At 32.6% G+C, this 23,778-nt stretch carries 19 protein-coding genes; all 19 read right to left on the reverse strand.

The annotated features are described in order from the left end of the window. The 19 genes from MHH59_RS18420 to hflX all read right to left on the reverse strand — a co-directional run bounded on the left by MHH59_RS18420 (position 1) and on the right by hflX (position 23,729). On the reverse strand, positions 1-978 hold the full coding sequence (locus MHH59_RS18420; protein ID WP_033729827.1) for an ATP-grasp domain-containing protein: 978 nt from the start codon (positions 976-978) through the stop codon (positions 1-3). Beyond that, a complete protein-coding gene (locus MHH59_RS18425) occupies positions 965-1,570 on the reverse strand; it encodes a sugar transferase (protein ID WP_002128595.1) in 606 nt (201 codons plus the stop codon). The genes MHH59_RS18420 and MHH59_RS18425 overlap by 14 nt, the downstream gene beginning before the upstream one ends. 616 nt (positions 1,571-2,186) lie before the next feature. Beyond that, complete coding sequence (locus tag MHH59_RS18430; RefSeq protein ID WP_002014456.1) at positions 2,187-4,421, reverse strand: right-handed parallel beta-helix repeat-containing protein; 2,235 nt, start codon at positions 4,419-4,421, stop codon at positions 2,187-2,189. Between the two features lie 334 nt (positions 4,422-4,755). Further along, complete coding sequence (locus MHH59_RS18435) at positions 4,756-6,315, reverse strand: lipopolysaccharide biosynthesis protein (protein WP_016120648.1); 1,560 nt, start codon at positions 6,313-6,315, stop codon at positions 4,756-4,758. A gap of 18 nt (positions 6,316-6,333) precedes the next feature. Beyond that, positions 6,334-7,602 (reverse strand): hypothetical protein, encoded by a 1,269-nt coding sequence (locus MHH59_RS18440; protein ID WP_016120649.1) that lies wholly within the window; start codon positions 7,600-7,602, stop codon positions 6,334-6,336. Between the two features lie 43 nt (positions 7,603-7,645). Beyond that, a complete protein-coding gene (locus MHH59_RS18445; RefSeq protein WP_002014459.1) occupies positions 7,646-8,614 on the reverse strand; it encodes a polysaccharide pyruvyl transferase family protein in 969 nt (322 codons plus the stop codon). A 63-nt stretch (positions 8,615-8,677) separates the two neighbouring features. Continuing rightward, entirely contained in the window at positions 8,678-9,886 is a 1,209-nt protein-coding gene (locus tag MHH59_RS18450) for a glycosyltransferase (protein WP_002014461.1), read from the reverse strand. A 119-nt stretch (positions 9,887-10,005) separates the two neighbouring features. Next, on the reverse strand, positions 10,006-11,178 hold the full coding sequence (locus MHH59_RS18455) for a glycosyltransferase family 1 protein (RefSeq protein WP_002128602.1): 1,173 nt from the start codon (positions 11,176-11,178) through the stop codon (positions 10,006-10,008). A 35-nt stretch (positions 11,179-11,213) separates the two neighbouring features. Then, positions 11,214-12,275: an EpsG family protein gene (locus MHH59_RS18460; RefSeq protein WP_002014464.1), complete on the reverse strand. Its 1,062-nt coding sequence runs from the start codon at positions 12,273-12,275 to the stop codon at positions 11,214-11,216. Between the two features lie 35 nt (positions 12,276-12,310). After that, positions 12,311-13,204: a glycosyltransferase family 2 protein gene (locus MHH59_RS18465; protein WP_002128603.1), complete on the reverse strand. Its 894-nt coding sequence runs from the start codon at positions 13,202-13,204 to the stop codon at positions 12,311-12,313. A 5-nt stretch (positions 13,205-13,209) separates the two neighbouring features. Then, complete coding sequence (locus MHH59_RS18470) at positions 13,210-14,319, reverse strand: glycosyltransferase family 1 protein (protein WP_340852068.1); 1,110 nt, start codon at positions 14,317-14,319, stop codon at positions 13,210-13,212. Continuing rightward, a complete protein-coding gene (locus MHH59_RS18475) occupies positions 14,304-15,461 on the reverse strand; it encodes a glycosyltransferase family 4 protein (RefSeq protein WP_050000627.1) in 1,158 nt (385 codons plus the stop codon). The genes MHH59_RS18470 and MHH59_RS18475 overlap by 16 nt, the downstream gene beginning before the upstream one ends. Positions 15,462-15,490: 29 nt before the next feature. Next, a complete protein-coding gene (locus tag MHH59_RS18480) occupies positions 15,491-17,320 on the reverse strand; it encodes a polysaccharide biosynthesis protein (RefSeq protein WP_002167788.1) in 1,830 nt (609 codons plus the stop codon). A 305-nt stretch (positions 17,321-17,625) separates the two neighbouring features. Then, positions 17,626-18,288, reverse strand: coding sequence for a CpsD/CapB family tyrosine-protein kinase (locus MHH59_RS18485; protein ID WP_002128609.1), 663 nt, complete (start codon positions 18,286-18,288; stop codon positions 17,626-17,628). Next, positions 18,237-18,977, reverse strand: a complete 741-nt coding sequence (locus MHH59_RS18490) for a YveK family protein (protein ID WP_002128610.1) — start codon at positions 18,975-18,977, stop codon at positions 18,237-18,239. Before MHH59_RS18490 ends, MHH59_RS18485 begins: the two co-directional genes overlap by 52 nt. Positions 18,978-19,246: 269 nt before the next feature. Beyond that, entirely contained in the window at positions 19,247-20,581 is a 1,335-nt protein-coding gene (gene glnA / locus MHH59_RS18495) for a type I glutamate--ammonia ligase (protein WP_002014472.1), read from the reverse strand. A gap of 48 nt (positions 20,582-20,629) precedes the next feature. Further along, entirely contained in the window at positions 20,630-21,019 is a 390-nt protein-coding gene (glnR, locus tag MHH59_RS18500; RefSeq protein ID WP_002014475.1) for a transcriptional repressor GlnR, read from the reverse strand. A 174-nt stretch (positions 21,020-21,193) separates the two neighbouring features. After that, positions 21,194-22,465 carry a methionine gamma-lyase family protein gene (locus tag MHH59_RS18505; RefSeq protein ID WP_340852072.1) on the reverse strand — a complete coding sequence of 424 codons (1,272 nt, stop codon included), beginning with the start codon at positions 22,463-22,465 and terminating at the stop codon, positions 21,194-21,196. Continuing rightward, positions 22,458-23,729, reverse strand: coding sequence for a GTPase HflX (hflX, locus tag MHH59_RS18510; protein ID WP_340852978.1), 1,272 nt, complete (start codon positions 23,727-23,729; stop codon positions 22,458-22,460). The genes MHH59_RS18505 and hflX overlap by 8 nt, the downstream gene beginning before the upstream one ends. Between the last annotated feature and the right edge of the window lie 49 nt (positions 23,730-23,778).

Here is a 23,778-nt window from a genome sequence, read left to right on the forward strand (position 1 = left end):
TTAAATACTCTCCATAAAAACCGCTTCATCATATCTAAGCATTGTTAAATTTTCTCTCCAATTAAAGTCCTTATCTATAAAGACTTCCCCCTGACACATTTTAATTGTCCAAAGTGGAAAATTCGCTCCTGCTTCTATTGATAGTGGTATTCCTCCTCCAAAACGAGGGTTTATTTCAATAAACGTAATTTGTCCATCCTCCTTTTTAAAACATTGTAAAGTAATACACCCAATAGGATTAGGAAGAGCTTTTATTACAGTTTCTGCTGCTTGGATGATATCAAAATCCTTCTTGGTTATACCTTTACTTACCTCACCTGCTCGTGTCTCTATACGCAATCTAGGAACGATTGTTTTTATATTCCCACAGAAATCTACCATGACATCTATAGTGTATTCTTCTCCTGAAACGTATTCTTGTATCATAGCGTTAGGTATATAATCCTTAAAAAATTCCAATTCCTTTTCATTCATTATTTTTGTTACACCTTTACTAGAACTGCCATCATAAGGTTTAATTAATAGTGGAAATTGATATTCTTTTCTTCCAATCTCTTCATCACTATATACTCTAGGTGTTGGTATATTATTAGATGCAAAAAAGTTATATGTGTATTTTTTGTTATTAGCAATCTTATTTAATTCCATACTAGAAACTAATACTTTTACACCAATACCTTCGAAAACCTTCGAATTATTAGCCATAAGGGTTAATTCTGTATCAATTAACGGAATTATTAGATTTATCATTTCAGATTTACATATTTTTAATAATTCATTTATATATCCCTCTTCATTTACACGCGGAACAATAAAATGCTTATCGCTAAAGTAAATGGTGGGAGCAGTTTCTTTTAAGTCTGCAGTAAAGATTTTTCCTTTGATTCCTTCTTGTTTAAGTACTTCCTTAAATTTTTTAATTAAGGTGACCCTCCTACCAGAGCTAGTAAACAAAATATTCATTTTATTCCCCCCCATGCTCGATTCCCCCCTTAAAAACTGGCATAGTCACATGCTTATTATTTGTTATCCCTTCCGACTTTAAAACCTTACTAAAAGTTAGATATAAAATTTTCAAATCTAAAAGAAAACTTTGATTCTCAACATACCATACATCTAATTTAAATTTCTCATCCCATGAGATACTATTTCTTCCATTAACTTGAGCCCATCCAGTGATTCCGGGTCTTACATTATGCCTTTTAGCTTGCTCTTTCGAATATAAAGGCATATATTCTATTAATAATGGGCGGGGGCCCACCAAACTTAATTGACCTTTTAGCACATTTATTAATTGTGGTAATTCGTCTAAACTATATTTTCTAAGAAATTTTCCAACTTTAGTTAATCTAGCGTGATCTTGTAACAGCTCCCCATTACGATCTCGCTCATTGGTCATCGTACGAAATTTATAAAGATAAAAAGGTTTTCCATGTAACCCTGGACGTTGTTGTCTAAATAAAATGGGTGATCCTATCTGAGTTTTAACTATAATTGCTACTAAAAGAATAACGAAAAAAAAGCAAATTAATAATAATAAAGAAATAAAGATATCAAACAGTCTCTTCATTACCAATCATTCCCCCATCTTAAATTATTACAAATGCTTTTCCAAAGTTAAATAATCTACAAAGTATTCATTACGGATTGAAATCAAGTATTCTTAAGTTGTAATTAAAGAATTGTATTCAATTTCTCTTTATTTATCACCTGCAAACATTTTCTATAGTACACAGCTTTAAAACTTAATAAGTAGAAGAAAGCAATACACATAGGTGCAAAATATATTTTTCCAAATGCTTATCCAAGAGACTATTACACACTGTAAAAATCTCAAAAAATATATTCACAAACACAGTTTTATAAACAACGCTTAGTAGTATATTAAAAAATCCATTTATTATTTAAAAATTCTCCTACACACTATTTTTTAGTATGCAGTTAACGTAATAATAAAAAGCTATTATGTTTATAAAAAACATAATAGCTTTTCTCTATTCTATAGTAGTAACTAAAAGTCAATAAACCTATTATCTATTAGGAATTAGACTATTTCGAATAATTACATTGGACAAAATCCTTCCATGTACCATTATATAATACTTTATGGACATATTTATTAAGAGCCACTCTACTTCATTTCTCATAATTTTTTGAAACTATTCAAATTTAATTATCACCATGCATTAATTTGGATCTATTACACCATTAACTATATTCCCTTGCAGAAATTCCCTCCCTGTAATTGTAATTTTCGCATTATTCAACACGTTGTTTTGAATTACTACTAGGGGTGTAATACTCGTTGTTCTATTATCTATCCCAACTTGCATCAAATTTGTGGAATTTATAATATTATTTTGAATTATCACTTGCTTACCAGTAAACGCTGCATCCAAAACAATAATAGCTCTCTGAAGAGTATCATTTGTAATTTTTATAGTATTTCCCCCTAACACTATTTCATCAGATACATTTTGAATATTCAAGACCGTACCATTTGGTTTTTCTATATGACAATCCATCATCTTGAATGCTTTGAGGTTATTCACTGTAAATAACGTGTTATTTCTATCTATACTAAAGAACTTGCAATCTTTTAATTCTAAAGTGCTTCCTGTACTTGTTATCCCCAAAAAGGTTACGTCCTTAAAAAAGCAATTTGTATATGTCCCTGCAACTAAGGTTGGGTTTTTAACATTATTAAATATAATATTTTCAAATATCCATCCTGATTTAACTGTTCCTACTGGTACATAATTTAAATACAAAACGTCTTGTCCTTCAAATATACAATTTGAGATAGTTTGCGGCTCATTTTTCATCTCTAATGTCCACTGATACAATGATGACAAGGAATTTAGTTTATCTGCATCGTTTATAAAGCGACAGGAATCAACTTTAACCGCATATGGAAAGGGGGTATCAATAATCATTTTACTATTAGAAAAAATATTATCTAATATATTAATAGATCGATTTACATATACACCTTGAACATTTACTTGCGCTCCGTATACATAATTATTGGAAAAAATAACATCTCCTAACAAAGAGACCTTGGTTAATCGGATATTATTCCCTGTTACGATTACCCTATCTGCACCACCATTAATAGATAGCCCAACATAAGCATTTGAAATGGTATTCATAATAGAATTATTCGATATATAGATAAATTTCCCATTTACAACAATAATATTATAATTTTTATTATCATGAAAATTATTTCTTTCAATGTATATATATTGATTTAAATCATATCCATCTTCAATATCTAGTCCACTTTGTGGATTGGTACCTGCGATGTGATGAATATCATTATCTCGAATATATACATTCTTTGCCCCACATACACTAATCCCTTGTCTACGGCAATCATGTAAATTACATTTTTCTATATAAGTATATTGTGAAAAAGAAGGCACCCGAACATTTATTAAACAATTTGCAGGAGCAGGAACATTCCCTTGATGCAAAACAATTTTAGCATAACTTGCTCCATTAGGGACTTCTACTTCATCAAAGAATTGTACATTGGTTTTTGAAGATAAAAATATATTATTTGAAGTGTAAAAAATGACATCATAATAATCGCATTTTATTTCAGAACCCAATGCTCCAAATCCATTTCCATATAATCCAAAGTAACCATACTTTACAATAGCCACTTGGGTCATATCAATTTGCAAATTGGAACGTATCTTTGTTGTACTACTTACTAATGAACCATCTGTTGTATTAATTGCTCCCTGTTCAAATGAACTTGCTAATGCTGTAGGAAAAGGTGAAATCTGCCCAAAAGTACTGTTCAGTGTAATGGCATCTCCTGTACAATCTAAAATATCTAGATTATCTAAAGATACAAACCGTGTATTGTTCCCCCCATCAGCAGGTGGAGTAAAACTCCCCAATTCAATGCCGTACCCTGCCTCATGTGTTCCCCCACTAGAATAATCATGTGTATATCTATCTCCTTGGATAATACCATTTGTTATCCTAGAATATACTTGATTTCTACGAAAACTTATAATTGCATATCCAGTCAAATTATTTGTTTCCATTTTTAATGTTGAACCGTTTAGATTCAAAGTTAAATGACTTGGTGGTTCGATGGGTGTTTGTTTATCAATCAAATATATCCCTCTAGGTAACACAACTTCCGTATAACCTTGTTGAGCCGCCCAAACTAAAGCATTATTAATACCTTTGGAAGTATTGATAGCATCAGTCCCATCATTCTTAACATCCCATCTATCTAATTCTAATACATATATACTTGTAGAATTTGTAGCTTCAAATGATTTTGGAATCCATTTTAATTGCGTACTATCATAAGTTAAAATGTCATTATGAAAAGGAGGCTTGGACACCAAATCTAAATCATTCAAATTCCCAAGATTATCCCTTCTTCTCCACATCAATTCACACCTCTTTTTTGCTTTTCTACATCTTATGTTTCATAAGGTAAATTGATTGGATATAAGAGAAGTAACATCACTTTTTATTGTTTTTAGAGATCCATTATTTAGAAAGTCTTTTCACAATTCCTTTCTCCTTCCTAAATAGATCTATTCTTACTAGCTGTTTTTATTTCAATACCCTTTTATTTATACTATTTAAACTTACAATTTTATTAAAAAGACACTATGCTCTTTATACATAACTCCCCTACTATTATTTTCAGAACAACCTAAAATCTCTTCCGTAAATAAAGCATTCTTTACTGTGATATGGAAAAAATAAAATAATAATTTATGGATAATTATCATTCGAAACTTTCCGAGTTAATATTTTCGACTTTATTTTTTTTATTAATATTCGGGTTAAATTAAGGAAATATCTATACTCTTCCGCCTCTTTAAATACCATCCAAAAGATCAAATTCGGAATAATCAGGCACAAAATACTACGTATTACCATGTCCATAAATATATTTATGTGAAAAATATAACCAATAAAATCCGTTGCTATAACAGAAAATAATACAAGCACTACAAACAAAATATATCTAATAAAATATACTTTTACAGATTTTTTAAAAATCATTTTAAATATAATATAAGGATCATACCAAAAGTAAGTACATAATCTACTAATAACAGTCCCTAAAAGCACTCCTGCTATTCCTATTTGTTTCGCGAGAATTATAGAAACTACAATATTTATAATTGCCGCTATGATAGGTCTATACTTCCCTTTTTTAAATAAACCTGTGGTTTCTCTAAAAATTGTAGTTGTATTTTGCATTCCTGAAGTGAAAAAATTAAGTAATATGAAAAATAATACATACTTATTAAACACATATTCCTCACCTAACCAGAGTGTTATAAATGGATTTATCAAATTCCAAAGGCAAACTGTACAAAATCCATATATCCAAAAATTAAAAAAGTTAATTACACGAAAAATAAAATATTTTTTTTCTGCATTTTCTTTCACATTCAAATTTCCAACACTAGCAGTGATAGAATAAAACAAATAGCCTAATAAGGTATTTAATGTATTTAAGATCAACAAATAATTTGAATACACACCAACCCAAATAATTCCAATGAATTTCGATATAATTATATTATCTGTTGCATTAATTACTACACCACTAATTTTATATAGTAACAAGGAATACAAATTCTCAAAAAACTCTCGTCTGTCTGCCTTAGATAATTTCGCATTATTTTTTTCTTTTAAAAATGGATATAATTTATTTGCCTTATTTGCAATATATACATTCTCAATTACTTTCAATGTTAATTGAACTATCAGTACTACAATGTAATCACTAATAATTATTAATAAAACAATTTGTAATGCGTTAGATATAATTATGAACAAAGTGTGTATTTTAGAAATGATATAGTTACTTTGATCAGCAATAATAATAGATTGCTTATATACAAAATAATATGATGACACCGAACTTATTAAAAATAAAAGATAGATAATGTTAATGTCTTTAATCATAGTATCTGCATTCACTAAATAATCAAGAAATGGTAATAGAGATAACCCTAATAATAAAACTACTACTCCTATTAATCTGTATGCTTTTTGATATAAATTCATTAATGCCTGTATTTTATAGATATCCTTCTCAGCTAATGGCCTATATAAACTATAAATTATAGCTGTATCAAAGCCTAAATTAGCTAGGGAAAACATCAATAGTATACTTGTAAAAAGCCCATCCACACCTAAATATTCTATACCGAGTGTATAAATAAAAACAGTTCGAACAACAAATCCCATGCCAATACTAATTATTTGTCCAGACAAACCGAATAAAATATTTTTTAAGGAATTTTGTATTCTCATCGTAATACCTTCTATATTTTAGTTGTTTTGCGTACCCACTCTACTAAATTTGGCACTAATCTTCCTCTTTAAAATAGGGAAAAACTTTGTTATCCTGTATTTTAATAACGCTTTTCTTCGTTGCGCCTTGAAATCATAATCTAGAAACCAATTTAGTAAATTTTTATCTGTAATACAATCACAATTTTGTTTCATTCGCACTTGGATTAAATTCCAATACATTTCAATGAATGTATTAGTAAAAAACTTCACCTCACTATTTAAAGAAGTTTTAACGTACTGATAAAGATTACTTGGAATATTAAAACCATATTCACGAGGATCTCTCCCTTCAGCAATAATTCCCATAATTGTTCTTAAACATTTTTCACATTTACAACAATTTTCTTCATTTTTAAAACATACCCTGATATTAACAGGTTCTTTACTAGCTGAATAATGGTCCACAACAACTTTAATCTTTTCTTGCCTAGTAAGTTCGTATCCATCATGAAATACTGTTCCAGATGCATATTTTATTTCATTATCCACAGTTGGATCAGATGCACAAGTAACTTGATATAATGGAGAATTAGAGCTTGCAATGTATATACATTTTATCTTAAGTTTAAAAGCTATTGGAATAGCTGCAGATATTATCGCTAGACCATGATGCAATCCATGCCACCATGTATCGTTTAACTTTTCTCTAAAATCATGGTCAATGTTCCCTGCAATTATAAAGGTCCCATAGTTGGATTGTATAAAAATATTTTCTAGTCCATTATCCTTTACAAAATTTATGGCATTTTCTTTATCTGCCTCCCATACTTTACTACCCTCTATTTCATTTTCATGCCATCCATATTCAGTAACTAGCAAGGGTTTTTTATCTTTTATTCTTATAAATGTAGTAAGTGCATCTAATCCCCCACTAAATAAAGATGCCGCTTCAAATTCCGGAATGTAAACATTATCAATAATTTCTCCTACATCCACGGATCCTTTAAATTTCACACCAGGAAACATGTTTTGATATGCATTTTTTATATTATTTAAACAAATATAAAAAGATTTATCTAGTTCATTTATTACTATTGTTGAATTAGTAATCCATACAAGAGGAACTACATTTGCAACAAACGGAATAGCCAAAATACTTAAAGGGATATCAGATACATCATAGTTATATTCAAGAAACATATGATTACTTGTCTTAAAATACTTTTGTAAATCCCCCTTAATACTAAAAGAATAATCAACTCTATTATTTCTTACGACAATTTTATCGAGAATTATACTATTCATTTGAGCCTCCTAATAAATCGCCATTTTTATCAAAGTACATTTATTAATTAGAGAACTGTTTTAACCATTGATTTACTACATCAAAATTCACTTGAACATCCGTGATAAACTCTGAATTTATCATTTTTTCAAGATTATTTAAATCTTCTCTATCAATCAGATTTAAATTATACGTTTCGCCCATCCCCTTAGCTCTTTCATCTATGGAGATAATTATTGCACGTTTTTTATGACGCATAGCAAATATGCCGCCATGTAAACGTGTTCCAATATAATCGACGGCTGTATTTAGGATTTTTTCATACGCCTCTATAGTAGGAGGTATAATTTTTATGTCCTGTATACCCTCTAAAGTTTTTAAATATTCAAAATCATCAGCGTCTTGTATCCAAAAATATACATTTTCATAACTTTTGTTAAGTGTATCTATCAATAATTGATCTTTTTCACGATTTTTAGAATGATGGGTTAGTGTAAAAACAACCGATTCCGATTTTCCACTTGGAATTCCCCTACAAAAATCATGCGTAAAAGACCACAAAGTTGCACAACCAGTATTTAGAGCTTTAAAGCCCATTTCTTCTAAAATTTTTTTTGTTCTTTCATCTCTAACGCTATGTATATATTCATGTGATAAAACTTTTCTATATAACATTTTTGTATAGGGATTTATTTTATTCCCTTTTCCTGCACCAACTCCAACCAGAATACTCCCCTTTAAAGGACCATAATTAAATATATTAATATTCCACTGCGGAAAGTGCGTAAACATATCCATTGCTAGCAAATTCGAACCACCTACAAACTTATATTTCGCATCACTATAAATCTTTACCCTATTTGATTTTCTCGCTACTTGGTACCAATGAAAAGGTGAAACATGAGTAGGTAATGTTAAAACATATGCATTTTTAGTTATATCAGAAAGATGATGCTTTACACACTTCATTATTATATCGTCACCCTTGTTAAGAGAACCTACCGATGTATCTAATACTAAAACATTCTCCATAAAAATAATTCCCCCAAGTATCTTTTATAAATAGTAAAAGATTTTTTAGTTTTATAACTTAATCTATTCTAATTCAATTAACCTATATATCTTTTCCACTTCTATTTCATTACCATAATTTTTTTGGCTTACATTATTAACAATTTCACTTCTGAATTCAACATCATCAATCATTTTTTTTATTCCTTCGACAATTCCCTTTATACCCATTGGACAAATATATCCATCTACCCCGTTCTCCAGCTGACTTTTGGCAGTTGAAAAATTAGTTATTAATACTGGTTTCTTAAGAATTTGCGCTTCCCGAACTGTTACTGCCTTCCCTTCGTATCTAGAAGGTTGTACATAAATATCACATGCTTTTATGTACGGGTACGGATTAATCTTCTTACCTAGTAAAACAAATTCATCTTGAAGTCCTAATTTATCTATCAACAATTTAAGTTCCGCTTCTTGAGGCCCATATCCAACTATGTACCACTCGATATCATACCCTTGATCTAATAGTTTTCTAAGCGCATATATAGCGTCATCAATTCCCTTAGCATGAGAAAGTCTAGCAACAGTAACTAACTTGATTCGCTCTCTATTTATTGGTATTTCCTGAGTAATATCTCCTTCATTAGATTGTTCGCGAACAAATTCAGAATCTATTATATTTTCTATCACTTGCACCTTTTTATTAATATAAGGCAGACTATTCAGGAATGTATCTCTACAACTTTCGGAAACCGCCACAATATCATCCATTTTCCTCCACATTTTACATTCCATTTCTTTGTTAAGTTGTATGTTCGAATAATCAGTATGAATCCACCCAATTTTTCTTTTCGCTCGAACTTTATCCCCTATAAAATAATGCGGCCATAAAAAACTTATCGCAACATCGTACTCTTCTCTCAACTTTGGAAGAAATGGAAGAGATATTCTCCATCCATATTGAATGACGAAGTATCCAGGTTCTTTACTATTTACATATCGCCCATGCATAACGCCCATAATTCTCCCTATTATCCTAGTAATCCCAATTGAGTAATGCCCTTCTTGTAATATCTGCTTAATTGATTTTCTAAAAGTAGTATATTGTTGCAATTCCTCTAATAAATTCGGCTCTTTAGGTAGTAAAGAGAAAAATCCACCTTCATGTTTAAATAACATTAAATCTATATCATACTTACTGTAATCAATTGTATTTAATAAACCAATCAAACTTCTTTCTACTCCACCAATTTCCATATCAAAAGATGTAATTAATATTCTTTTCTTTTTCATTATAGGATACCTCACAAAATCTATTATTGATTTCTCTTCCTCATTTTATATTTGTATTTTGCTGTTACGCTCAACAAATCTCCTTATACATCAGACATATAAAATGAAAATAAATTAGATTATCCTATTTCTTCCTTGCGCACAATTCCATATAACGATAGCCACTCGTAAATGTTATCGTTAATATCAAAGCCTAATTTCGATATATTGTTAATTATGAATTCCCTGTCAGGTCTTTCTTTTAACAAGGCTTTATAAATTTCTTTACACCATATTTCAATTTCTTCATCTAAGTCAACAAATGACATTATCCCTAACCCCATATCAGTATTATTAGGTAGCGTATCTGCTACAACACATGGTACACCTGCAGATTGCGCTTCTAAAGTTACAATACCAAACCCCTCAAACAAAGAAGGAAAAATAAAAACATCAAAACTCTTCATGAGTCGTGGAATATCCTTCCTAACCCCCAAAAATCTAATATTTTCAAAAATCCCTAATTGCTTTGCTTTTAATTCAATAGAAATCCTTAACGGGCCATCTCCTACTAAAATAGCAACAAAATTTGAATCTCGTTTTAAAATTTGCTTTAAAACTTTTAGGATAAAAATATGATTCTTTGACTCTGAAAAACTTCCTATATGTCCTATTAATTTTGTTGCATTCGGTATATTAAGTTCCCTTCTTACGCTGACACTACTCCCAGCGTCTATATCAGTAAATTGATTAATATCTATACCGTTTTTAATTAGTTCTATCCTCTCACTATGAAGCATCCTTTCGCCAAATAAAAAACGTGCTGCTTCAACGCTGCACGCACAATAATTAGTTCCAGCATATTTAATAATAGATTGCAAAACCTTTAGGATAACTCTTGCTTTTATTCCAGAGTCTTGTGGCCAATTATTACTATGCGAATGACAAATCCTCTTTTTTATACCAGCTATTTTTGCCGCTACAGCAACGAAACCACCTTGATAATCCGTATGTGCATGTACAACTTCATATTGATTATCCGACATAATTTTCACAAGTTCTTTAACATAGGAAAAAGGTCCTATTTGTCCTAAACTAGGTACCTTATATATTCTCCCACCTAACGCCATTATTTCATCTTCATAATCATTTTTCTCATTTCGATGAGATACAAAATCAAACTGAAGCTGCCTCTTATCTATTTTCCTATATATATTCATTAGTAACGTTTCAGCTCCCCCGCGATTCAGAGCGCTGACAATGTGTAAAACCTTCTTTTTATTTTTAGGTCTAAGCTTAGAATCTATCCCCATTTAACAATCCTCTCCCAGCATCTTGCACTTTATTATCAAAGTAGGTTACTCTTATAGATAATTCCCAGAGTAATTACATGTTCATATACAAAATAAATAAAATAGCACACTAGAACTGCATAATAAATCAACTTTTGATCTTTATCTGTAAATGACTTCACAACCCAAGAAATTAATATTAACTGATACAATCCAAAATATATGGAGAATCTAGCAAATATCCAATTTTGTGTTGAAATAATCATAAAAACAAGACCTAATATAGACATATTTACAATATAATCACTTTCAGGGAATAACGCCCTCATTTTATCTTTCCCAAGGTAAGCCAGTATAATTGGCACTATACTCACAGCAACCCTAAGTATATTGGCACCACCTTCATGAAATTCCTTATATTGACCATATTGAGTATTTCCAATTGCCGAAAATAAAACTTCCGAAAACTGATTAAAACCTATAACTACACATACTGCTAAAAAAAGAAGCAAATATGTCGTTCCTGACCAGGCTTTTTTTCTTACAAAAAAGTAGATTGGCATAAGAACTAATGCACTTGCATGAAATGTTGATGCGCATAATACAATTGCCATATATTTTTTCCATTTTCCTTCAAAAATATATTTTGTGGCAGCAAAAATAATTGCAGCGGCTAAATATTGCCTAATCCCATTCATTGATGTTAAATACATACCCGACGTAATATAAACATATAAACTCAATTCAATTAGTCTTGAATATTTATATAGTGTTGCTACAATGAGTACATTTGTTATCAATGCTGTAGTAAAAACCATTACTTGAGGATCATCCGCATATTTTTTCAAAACCATTTGAAAAATATTAAAGCCCATGTCTTTGTTAGTTTGAACATACTCCCAATTAAACTCCGTTATTTTATATGCATGCATATAAAAATAAGTATCCCCAATATTATTCCGAAGTCCCGCTACCAATACAAGTGATAGAGCCGCCATTAAAACCAATAATCTATTTGGCTTTATCAATGTAAAATTATTAGTTACAGGTATAGCAAAATACCTTGCAAAAAATGCGAGTATGAATACGATAAAAAGATTCATCCAAAGTATAGTCATTATTATGTCCTCTCATTTACTTACTAAGTAAATCCCTATATATTTACTTCCATTCTTGTTTTCATTGTAATGTAACTATAAAGAATAACTCCAAATGGCAATGCGCAAATCGTAAGACCTTTGCATGGCGACTCTTGCATAAATCTTTTATTTTTCGCTATAAAACTACTAGATACATAATGTACAGCTTGCCTATACTTGAATACTCGATTAGTAAATGGTAATTTCATAAGTTCCTTACGATAAAAAGCAAAACCTCTTGGATTTTTACGATATTGATTTAGCATATTCATTGATGAACCGTCAGGCATGTATTCAACATAGCAAAGAGGTTCGTTCATCAGTAACATCTCATACTGCTGATCTAACATATAATATTTATATGCTAACCCAACATATTTTTCATTTTTAAAAATTGGGTATGGATATTTCTTAGTCAATTCTGTGCGATAGACCAATTTTTTATCACCTGTGACACCATGTTTGTTGTAAAGATTAAACAACGTGGAATATTTAAGGTTTTCTGGTAACTTTGAGCCAATTATTTGCCCATTTGTATACAAATCCAATCCAATTATCCCACTAACTTCATCATTCCCATATCTACTCCAAAAAGAAAGGATTTTTTCTACAGCATCGTCTGGCATATAATCATCAGAATCAATACAAATATTTAACTCCGTATCAATCATTTCGTATGCTGTATTGTGAGCACCATGCATCCCTTGATTTTGTTGCCAATGATACATAATTTTTATATATTTTTCAGCAATCCAGCTATCCACCAATTCTTTTGTGTTATCACTAGATCCATCATCTATTATTAACCAAATAAAATTCTTACATGTTTGACGTTTTAAACTCTCATAACAATTTGTAAGACAATATGCTCTATTATAAGTAGGGGTGAAAATCGTTAAATTCTCCAAATTACTCACCTCGAAAGTACGGAATAATAGTCGTGAGTTAATTCTGCCGTATGTTTTATATCGTAGCCTTTCTCCAAAAATACTTGAGCTGGTATTTCCCTCGGAAAATTACTAATTTCTATATTTTTCATTTTTTCTATCCAAGCCATTTTATCTGCTAGAGGAACATGTTCAACTAGATTCATTCCCAAATCCACTTCTTTCGTAATAGCATCCGATATAATACAAGGCAAACCAACTCCTTGCGCCTCTATGAGAGTAAGTGGCAATCCCTCATGTATGGATGGAAAAACAAATACATCAAATGCTTGAAGTATCCTTTCTATATCAGCTCGTATCCCAAGAAACCTTATATGCTTCTCCAAATTTAATTCCCTCACTTGATTTTCAATTTCCATACGAAGTGGCCCTTCGCCAGCTAATAAAAGAATTGAATTCGGCCTAAATCGAGTTAACTGCGCAAATACTTCTATAAGGTAAGCATGATTTTTTTGATGAGCAAACCTTCCAACATGGCCAATAACAAGAGCGTCTTGCTCAAGCTGTAATTCTTCTCTTACATGTTTTCTCATTTCTGGAATGAACAAAAATCTATCACAATCAATTCCATTTTTTAAGATTCTAGCTGTATCAGCTTTATCTGCAAATAACCATCTCGCAGCTGCATTTGAGCATGCTAACAAATGCGTTGCACATGTACCTATAGATTTTCCTGCATACCATTTATAGATTTTTGCAGTAGCACCACCTTCACTACTAGTATTGTGACTATGTGCAATCCTAACTGGCACCCTTGCTTTTTTAGCTGAACGAAGTACCAATCCACTCATTTTATCCATATGTGAATGAACGATTTTATATTGCGGATGAGAGCTAAAGAAGATATTTAATGCCTTTATATAGCCTCTATGACCAACATCCGTGACATATGGAATTCTATGAACTTTTCCGCCCAACTTTACTATTTCTTCATCAAACACTCCTTCTTTACATGTTAAAAAATCAAATTGAACTTTGGAACGATCTATATTGCGATATAAATTCATAATTAAAGTTTCGGCTCCGCCTCTATTCATATTTACGACTACATGTAATACTCTCAATGGAGTGCCCAATTTAAATCCTCCATTCCATCCATATATGTTGTATAAATTTCTTGTTTCTCTTTCAACACTTCGTTAACTGAATATTCACTTGTAATAATAGTACGTCCACACTGTCCAAACTGAGCTTGTAATTTAGTATTTTTAGAAATAGTATTTATTCTTTCAGACATCGTCTTTATATCATCACGATCTATAATCCAACCATTTTTATTACTAATAATTAGCTCCCTATGTCCCCGATTGTCCGTAGCGATAACCGGAATTCCACAAGCCATAGCTTCCATAATATTAACTGGTAAACCTTCCCGGTAACTCGATGCAACTGCAAGATCAGACATCTGTAACAAAGAGGCTATATCATTTCTATAACCAAGAAAGTGAACCATATTACTCACGCCTAGTTGAGTCGTTATTTTTTTGCACTCTTCCATTAACGGTCCTTCTCCAGCAAGCAAAAGCTTCGCATGTGGCATTTCATTTTTTAATTGTGCCAATACACGGATTAAAAAGCTTTGATTTTTATTCTTATTAAATTCAGCAGCATAAAACATTAAAAAATCTTCTGATTTATAGCCACATTGTAGCTTTAATTCTCGTTTCTCAATTTCAGTTACAAGAGTAAACCGTTGTACATCTATTCCTACACCGTGAACTAGCTTAATATCTTTCACTGGAAAGCGATGTTTAACTGCTAAATCATAATCTTCTTGGTTAATTGTTATTAGACAATCCGTATGAGAAGCTAGAATTCTTTCAATCGGATAATAAAGCAACCAATTCATATACGGTGATCCTTTACAAAAGTGAAATCCATGTGCTGTATATACGACTTTCGTTCCTTGCCGCCTGGCTTTCTGAGCAGCTAAACGAGCAATTACTCCTCCCATAGGCGTATGACAATGAATGATATGATATTTATTTTGATCAATAATTGATTTTAGTTTTTTATATGCGTGGATGTTTTGTATACTAAGAGGTGACCTTTGAATAGGAATATTATATTTTCGAGTTACGTACGGAAGATGTATATTCCCATTCGCTGCAACATGTACTTCCCATCCTTGTTCTGAAAACCATTTCAAATACGGTAAATGAAAAGCCTTAAAATGATAATCTACAGTTGCACAAAACAGAACTTTTTTAGACACCATCCCACGCACCCGTCTTATATAAATTTTTTCTATTGACCTGATACAGGTATTAACAGTTTTAAAGTTTTACGCTGATTTACTAACTTTAACAATCGTTTTCTTAATTCTACTTCGTTTAAATCTGTATAACTTGAAATAAACTCTTCAATTTCTTCTATACGAACATTCATTTCTTGTCCTACGTAAATCCTCGGATGAATTTGCTTTTCATTCATTTCATCTTCTTTTAGTAATTCTTCAAAAAGTTTCTCCCCTGGGCGTATACCAGTAAATTCTATTCCTATTTCATCCACAGAATTTCCTGATAATCGAATAAGATTTTTGGCAAGGTCGACTATTTTCACTGGTTCTCCCATATCCAATACAAAAATCTCTCCACCTTTAGCTAAAGCACCAGCTTGCACTACGAGTCTTGATGCTTCCGGGATTGTCATAAAATACCGAACCATATCAGGATGAGTAACTGTAACTGGTCCACCATTTTGAATTTGCTTCTTAAATAAAGGTATAACACTCCCTCTACTTCCTAAGACATTCCCAAAGCGTACAGTAACAAACTTTGTATGACTTATTTTATCTTTATGTTGAATTACCATCTCAGCTAATTTCTTTGTTGCTCCCATAACACTCGTCGGGTTCACAGCTTTATCAGAGGAAATCATAACAAACGTTCCTACTCCATGTGCTCTCGCTGCCTCTGATACATTCATAGTTCCAATCAAATTATTTTTAACAGCCTCTTCAGGATTATTCTCCATTAGTGGTACATGTTTATGTGCAGCTGCATGATATACAACATTTGGAAGATGTTTATTCATTATTGAATTCATCTTTTTTTCATCTTGTATATCTGCGATTTCAGGAATAAACGTGCCTTTCATATCTCCATATTTTCTGTTTAATTCCATTTCTATAGAATAAATACTGTTCTCCCCATGCCCTAGTAAAATCAACCTTTTCGGCCTAAATTTTGCAATTTGTCTACAAATTTCCGAACCAATCGAACCTCCTGCACCAGTAACTAAAATAACCTTGTCAGTTATATAATCTGAAATAATATCCACATCAAGTTCTACAGGATCACGCCCTAATAAATCCTCTACTTGAACATCCCTGAATTCGTTCACCGATACTTTACCCGTTACTAAGTCTTCTAACATCGGAAGAATTTGAGTTTTCACTTCTGTTTTTAAACATCTTTTCAAAATAACATTTTGCTCTCTTTTGTTTAATGAAGGAATTGCTAGAATTATTATTTCAATATTCAGTTTTTTAACAGCATACTCAATTTGATTCTTACCACCAATTACTGGAATACCCCAAATATCAAGGTTATGTTTTTTTACATTATCATCAATAAATGCGACTGGCATTAATTCGGCAGCACTATTCTTTAACAACTGCCTTGCAACCATTGTCCCAGCAGATCCCGCACCAACAATTAACGTTCTTTTTTTATCACCCTTTTTTACATAATAAATATCTCTGTACATTCTCCATATAAAACGTGAACCACCAATTAATAAAATATGAATCATCCAAGTTACAACTAACAGCCGAAAATACATTTTTTGCATGATTAGTTGCTGCACAACCGCTGTAGCAATTATAGAAAATGTAACCACTTTGCATATAATGAGTAATTCTCCTATACTTGCATATTCCCAAGCTTTATTATACAACTTATATATTAAAGCAAATAAATGATGACTGACTAGTAGAGTGATAGAGCTAATAATTGATGATAAAGTGATAACACTAAAGCTAGCATTTACAAAGAAATAACTAAAGAAAATAGCACTTAACACAATCATTGAATCCATTAAAAGCAATAACGATATCCTCCGTCGATACGTCATGTAACTTCCTCCTTTAATCAATTCCATACTTAACTCTTTCAAATTTAAAGTTTCTAACTATATTCTCTTTATTAAAAACACATAGTTAGAAACTTTAATAAAATAGGGGCATCTAACCCTCCCTCACATTACACTCTTGATGACTCGCATCTAAGGTTGTTTTCACAACCCACAGCATAATCGAGTGCCTCCGTTGATAGCGGTAAGGAGACATCACCACATCGTATCCCTTTAAAAAATTCTTTATAAAGAACATCCTGATATAAGGATATTAAATTCATTTTTCTAAAGTGCATTTATGTTATTTATACTTTTCCATTCAAAATCGCACCTAATATCCTACTTTTCGTAAAACTTAACGCCCTTTTCGTTTCAAGCGCATCTTCATTCACAGTATGATTATAACGGATCACCAATAATACACCTTCACATTTATCAGCCAATACACTCGTATCCGTTACTTCTAGTACAGGAGAAGAATCAAATAATATAATATCGTATCGTTCCAGCGCCTTTTGAATTAACATATCCATTGCATCTGAACTAAGCACTTCAGATGGATTAAATGGTACTGGTCCGCTAGTTAATACATCCAGACTTTCCATCTCTGTTTTTTTCACGGCGCCCTCTAAAGTTGTTTTTCCGTTCAATATATCAATTAATCCAATTGTATTTTCTACTCCAAACATTTCATGAATCGTTGGTGTTCGTAAATTTGCATCTATTACCAATACTTTTTCACCTTTTTGTGCTATTGAGACTGCTAAATTAACTGTAATCGTTGATTTTCCTTCACCATACCTCGGAGAAGTAATAACTATAGTTCTGCTTTTATGAATAGATGAAGATAATTGAAGGTTTGTTCGAAGCGAACGATACTGCTCCGAAATTTTCGATCTTGGAGCGGTATGTACAATTATACTTTCTCCTTTAACTTTATTTGTTTTTCGTCTATTTTTGTAAGCCACTCCGTTCCCTCCCCCAATAATACCGTATTTTTTTTACTGAATTTGTCTTTCACATTTTTTCTATTCATTTTAGATATTCCGCCCAAAACAGGGACATCTAACAATTGTTCAATTCGCCGTTCCGATTTGATTCTCTCATCAAGTGAATCCAATAAAAAAATGAATCCAATACTGAGCACCATACCTATAGAGAATGCAATTAGTATCGTCTTAAAGTGATTTATATTTATAGGCATAGAATTTTTTTGAACTGGGTCTTCTGGTAATATACTCACATTATTAAAATTCAGTATATTCGCTACTTCTTTCTTATAAACAACGGCTGTAGTATTTGCAATTTTATGAGCAAGCACAGGATCTATATCCACTACATTTATTCTCATAATCTGGGACCCTTGCACACTTTCTGTACTTATTTGTCCACTTAATGCACCTGCAGATCTGTTAATATTCAATTCAGCAGCCACTTTTTCTAAAATTACAGGCTCATTTACCATCGCTTTCAATGTATTCATCGTTTCAGCATTAGCTTGAACAATAACTCTTGCTGAAGAGGCATATAATGGTGTTTTTACATATATAGTATACATCGCTCCTGCTACTGTTGTGAGAGTTGTAAATAATAGAATGATCCAAATTCTTTTCCGTATAATAGTAAATAAATTTTTCAAATTTATTTCCTTATCCATAACTTCCCTCCTCATTTAAAACCAATGAGCTTCAACTTGAAATTGGCATCGAAAACTTAAGAAAAAAACAATATTTTCATTCTTTTTAATATACAAACATTTCTAGTTAATGCCATTTTAGTTCTTTATACAGAACGAGTCAACACAAATTATTTTCACTAAATTACTTCCTGATGACACTAAAAAAAATGCGACAATATTCGCGTTTTTTCACTGTAGATAAATGACGAAAAAGCCCTAATACCGTAGTATTAGGGCTTTTTTCTCTCTTAGTATAGAGACATATATTGGTCGCGTTCCCATTGGTGAACTTGCGTGCGGAAAATATCCCACTCAATTTCTTTTGCTTCAATGAAGTGCTCAAGTAAATGATCACCTAATGCGCCACATACGATTTCATTAGATTGTAAAGTAACTAACGCTTGCGCTAATGTTGCTGGTAAGTCAACGATACCTGCTTCTTCACGCTCTTCTTTTGTCATTACGTAGATGTTACGGTCTACTGCAGCTGGTGGAGTTAATTTATTTTTAATTCCATCAAGACCTGCTGCTAATAATGTAGCCATTACTAAATATGGGTTCGCAGCTGGGTCAACACTACGTACTTCTACGCGTGTACTAATACCACGAGATGCAGGAATACGCACTAATGGACTACGGTTTTGTGCAGACCATGCTACGTAACATGGAGCTTCATATCCAGGTACTAAACGCTTGTAAGAGTTTACAGTTGGGTTTGCTACCGCTGTAAATGCTGGCGCATGTTTTAAAATACCTGCGATGAAGTGACGAGCATCATCACTTAATTGTAAATCACCGTTTTGATCGAAGAATACGTTCTCACCATTTTTAAATAGTGATAAGTTACAGTGCATACCTGAACCGTTCACACCGTATAATGGTTTCGGCATAAATGTTGCGTGTAAACCATGTTTACGAGCAATCGTTCTTACAACAAGCTTGAATGTTTGAATGTCATCACATGAGCGAATTGCATTTGCATATTTAAAGTCAATTTCATGTTGACCTGGCGCAACCTCATGGTGAGATGCTTCAATTTCAAAGCCCATTTCTTCAAGTTCAAGAACGATATCACGACGACAGTTTTCCCCTAGATCCATCGGCGCAAGGTCGAAGTATCCACCGTTATCGTTCAATTCCAGTGTTGGATTTCCTTTTTCATCAACTTTAAATAGGAAGAATTCTGGCTCTGGTCCAAGATTGAAATCTGAGAATCCTAATGCTTCCATTTCTTTTAACACACGCTTTAAGTTGTTACGTGGGTCGCCATCAAATGGAGTACCATCAGCATTGTAAATATCACAGATTAAACGAGCTACTTTACCTTTTTCAGCTGTCCAAGGGAAAATTACCCAAGTATCTAAATCCGGATATAAATACATATCAGATTCTTCAATACGTACGAAACCTTCAATAGAAGATCCATCAAACATCATTTTGTTATCAAGAGCTTTTGTTAATTGGCTCACTGGAATTTCTACGTTTTTAATTACCCCTAAAAGGTCCGTAAATTGCAGACGGATATACTTTACATTCTCTTCTTTCGCCAAACGGAAAATATCTTCTTTTGTGTACCTAGCCATTATAAATTCCTCCTTAGTCCCTCTAAACACCTTCAGAATCAGTTATCTTTAGTGAAAAAACCTTGAAATGTCACCTTGTCGCAATGAGGTCCGATTAAATCTACCTGTATGTTGTAGTTCATCTCGAAGAATTTTGCGAAGCTCGGATTTTGAAATTTCTTTCGTTTCTTCTTTTACTTTCACTGCTTCTGTTTGATTTTCTTTCATTTGCAATACTTGTTTAATTCCAGCCATATTTAAGCCTTGATCTAACAAATCTTTAATTTCCAACAATTTATCTACATCGTTAAATGAAAATAATCTACGATTCCCTTTTGTACGGGTTGGAAAAATAAGATTATGCTCTTCATAGTAGCGAATTTGACGTGCAGATAATTGTGTTAAATCCATTACAATACCAATTGGAAACAGCGGAGCAGAACGTCTATCTTCTTTCATTGTTTCAGTTCCTCCTTCGCCTTAACTGTTTCTCATTTTACACCATGTTATGTTTAGTGTCAATAGATGTTAGCTTTTCTTACATGATTTTTTTGTGAATTTTTTCATTTTTTTCTAATGGCACAAATCATTACTTTCACACGAAAAAAAGCTGCCGAAATCGACAGCTTTCCTTTAAGAAATTGTTAATAGTTTTTTTTCAATTAACGCATCAATCGCAGAACAAATCGCAATCTTTACATGCGAATAAGTTAACCCACCTTGCACGTAAGCAACATAAGGCGGACGAATCGGACCATCAGCCGACAGCTCAATACTTGCACCTTGAATAAACGTCCCCGCAGCCATAATTACATCATCTTCATAACCCGGCATATAGTTTGCATATGGAGTGAAATGAGAATTAATTGGAGATGCATATTGAATCGCTTGACAGAACGCAATCATACGATCTTTATCATCAAATTGAACAGACTGAATTAAATCTGTTCTTGGTGCATTCCAAGCTGGTGATGTATTCATCCCTAACTTTCCTAAAAATGCAGCTGTAAAAATCGCACCTTTTAGCGCTTGTCCCGCTACATGCGGCGCTAAGAAGAAACCTTGATACATTTCTTGCAAACTGTATAAAGATGCCCCTGCTTCCGCACCGATTCCTGGAGATGTTAGACGATATGCACACGCTTCAACATACTGCTCTTTACCAACAATGTAACCACCAGTTTTAACAATTCCACCGCCAGGATTCTTAATAAGAGAGCCTGCCATTAAGTCCGCACCAACATGACATGGCTCTTCTTCTTCAATAAATTCGCCATAGCAGTTATCTACAAATACAACAACATCAGGTTTAATCTCTTTCACAAACGCAATCATCTCTTTAATTTGTGAAACAGTAAACGACGGACGAGTAGCATATCCTTTTGAACGCTGAATACCAATCATCTTCGTATTACTATGGATCGCAGTTGCAACAGCTTCAAAGTCCACAAATCCCTCTTCAGTTAACGGAACTGCGTTATAACCAATATTATATTCTTTAAATGAGCCTACACCTTTTCCGCGTACACCAACGATTTCTTCTAACGTATCATATGGTTTTCCTGTTATGTATAGCAGTTCATCTCCTGGACGTAAAATACCGAATAGAGCTGTCGAAATTGCGTGAGTACCTGAAATAATTTGCGGACGAACAAGACCCGCTTCTGCCCCAAATACATCAGCATACACTTTTTCTAACGTGTCACGACCAATATCATCATAACCATAACCTGTCGTCGGAATAAAATGCGAATCGCTAATTTTGTGTTTACGAAAACTTTCTAATACACGAAATTGGTTACTCTCAATCACTTCATCCACATGTTTATGTACTTCTATAATTTGACTTTCTACTTCTTTTACGATTGGAGCAATTTTTTCTCCATTTTTCAAACGATCAAACATTATTTTCTCCTTCTTCCACTAAAAATCTCTTTAATTGCCCCTTAAGCGATGAATGAGCAAATATATACCCTGTACAATCATATACAAATTTATCTTCTAGAAACTCCATTTTAGTTAATATTGTTTCTGTCTTTAAAAGCGTTAATAACCTACCTTCACTCGGAGGGATTTCCACTTGATAATCATCCATTTCTTCCTTCATCTTCGTTTCTAGCGCTTCTTTTATACGCAATAAATCACTTTCTTCAAAAGCACTAGTCATTAAGAAATCACTTTTCGGAAATGGAATGAAGTTTTGATGCAATTTATCTTTTTTATTATATAACGTAATAATAGGAATACGATTAATTTCAAGGTCCGACAATAATTGTTTTACTGTCTGCTCATGCCCTACATAATTAGGATCTGCAGAATCAACAACATGTAAAATAACATCCGCTTCCCCAGCTTCTTCTAACGTAGATCGAAAAGCAGCAATTAGTGACGTAGGTAAATCTTGTATAAAACCAACCGTATCAGTCAAAAGCACTGTATAACCAGAAGGTAACGGCATCTTTCTTGTCGTCGGATCTAGCGTTGCAAACAATAAGTTTTCTTCAAACGTATCAGCTTCCGTTAATCTATTAAACAACGTAGATTTTCCTGCATTTGTATACCCAATTAACGCAACTTGAAACACTTTATTATCTTTTCTTCTCTCACGATATCTCTTTCGATGCTCCACAACAACCGCAAGTTGTCTCTTTATTTCATCAATACGAGATCGAATATAACGACGATCTGTCTCAAGCTTCGTCTCTCCTGGTCCCCTTGTACCAATTCCACCACCAAGACGCGATAAAGCAAGACCTTGTCCCATAAGGCGCGGCATTGTATATTGCAATTGAGCTAATTCTACTTGAAGCTTACCCTCTCTCGATTTCGCACGTTGCGCAAAAATATCTAGTATTAACTGCGTTCGGTCAATCACTCTCGCATCTAATACTGAAGATAAATTCCGAATTTGACTTGGTGTTAACTCATTATTAAAAACAATAACAGCTGGTTCTAATTCTTCCGTCAACGCTGCAAGCTCTTCTAGTTTACCTTTTCCTATATAAGTCGCCGGATGAAACTTCGGGCGCTTTTGCGTCGTTGATACTAACACTTCCGCTCGCGCAGTTTTCGCTAGCGATGCAAGCTCTTTCATGGAATGCATAAATTTTTCATCATCATCTTGTGGCAATTGACAGCCAACTAATATGATTTTTTCTTTTTCTTCCATCAAATATGTTCACTCATCCTTTTCGAAATTTAAACCTTCTAATATAATA

Origin of the sequence: Bacillus sp. FSL E2-0195 (assembly GCF_038003645.1) — a bacterium.
GTDB classification, from domain to species: Bacteria; Bacillota; Bacilli; order Bacillales; family Bacillaceae_G; genus Bacillus_A; species Bacillus_A mycoides.

Excerpts from the sequence above, each read along its gene's own strand:
- MHH59_RS18420 (WP_033729827.1), bottom strand. The coding sequence starts at position 978 with ATGGGGGGGAATAAAATGAATATTTTGTTTACTAGCTCTGGTAGGAGG.
- MHH59_RS18425 (WP_002128595.1), bottom strand. The coding sequence starts at position 1,570 with ATGAAGAGACTGTTTGATATCTTTATTTCTTTATTATTATTAATTTGC.
- MHH59_RS18430 (WP_002014456.1), bottom strand. The coding sequence starts at position 4,421 with ATGTGGAGAAGAAGGGATAATCTTGGGAATTTGAATGATTTAGATTTG.
- MHH59_RS18435 (WP_016120648.1), bottom strand. The coding sequence starts at position 6,315 with ATGAGAATACAAAATTCCTTAAAAAATATTTTATTCGGTTTGTCTGGA.
- MHH59_RS18440 (WP_016120649.1), bottom strand. The coding sequence starts at position 7,602 with ATGAATAGTATAATTCTCGATAAAATTGTCGTAAGAAATAATAGAGTT.
- MHH59_RS18445 (WP_002014459.1), bottom strand. The coding sequence starts at position 8,614 with ATGGAGAATGTTTTAGTATTAGATACATCGGTAGGTTCTCTTAACAAG.
- MHH59_RS18450 (WP_002014461.1), bottom strand. The coding sequence starts at position 9,886 with ATGAAAAAGAAAAGAATATTAATTACATCTTTTGATATGGAAATTGGT.
- MHH59_RS18455 (WP_002128602.1), bottom strand. The coding sequence starts at position 11,178 with ATGGGGATAGATTCTAAGCTTAGACCTAAAAATAAAAAGAAGGTTTTA.
- MHH59_RS18460 (WP_002014464.1), bottom strand. The coding sequence starts at position 12,275 with ATGACTATACTTTGGATGAATCTTTTTATCGTATTCATACTCGCATTT.
- MHH59_RS18475 (WP_050000627.1), bottom strand. The coding sequence starts at position 15,461 with ATGGTGTCTAAAAAAGTTCTGTTTTGTGCAACTGTAGATTATCATTTT.
- MHH59_RS18480 (WP_002167788.1), bottom strand. The coding sequence starts at position 17,320 with ATGACGTATCGACGGAGGATATCGTTATTGCTTTTAATGGATTCAATG.
- MHH59_RS18490 (WP_002128610.1), bottom strand. The coding sequence starts at position 18,977 with ATGGATAAGGAAATAAATTTGAAAAATTTATTTACTATTATACGGAAA.
- glnA (WP_002014472.1), bottom strand. The coding sequence starts at position 20,581 with ATGGCTAGGTACACAAAAGAAGATATTTTCCGTTTGGCGAAAGAAGAG.
- glnR (WP_002014475.1), bottom strand. The coding sequence starts at position 21,019 with ATGAAAGAAGATAGACGTTCTGCTCCGCTGTTTCCAATTGGTATTGTA.
- MHH59_RS18505 (WP_340852072.1), bottom strand. The coding sequence starts at position 22,465 with ATGTTTGATCGTTTGAAAAATGGAGAAAAAATTGCTCCAATCGTAAAA.
- hflX (WP_340852978.1), bottom strand. The coding sequence starts at position 23,729 with ATGGAAGAAAAAGAAAAAATCATATTAGTTGGCTGTCAATTGCCACAA.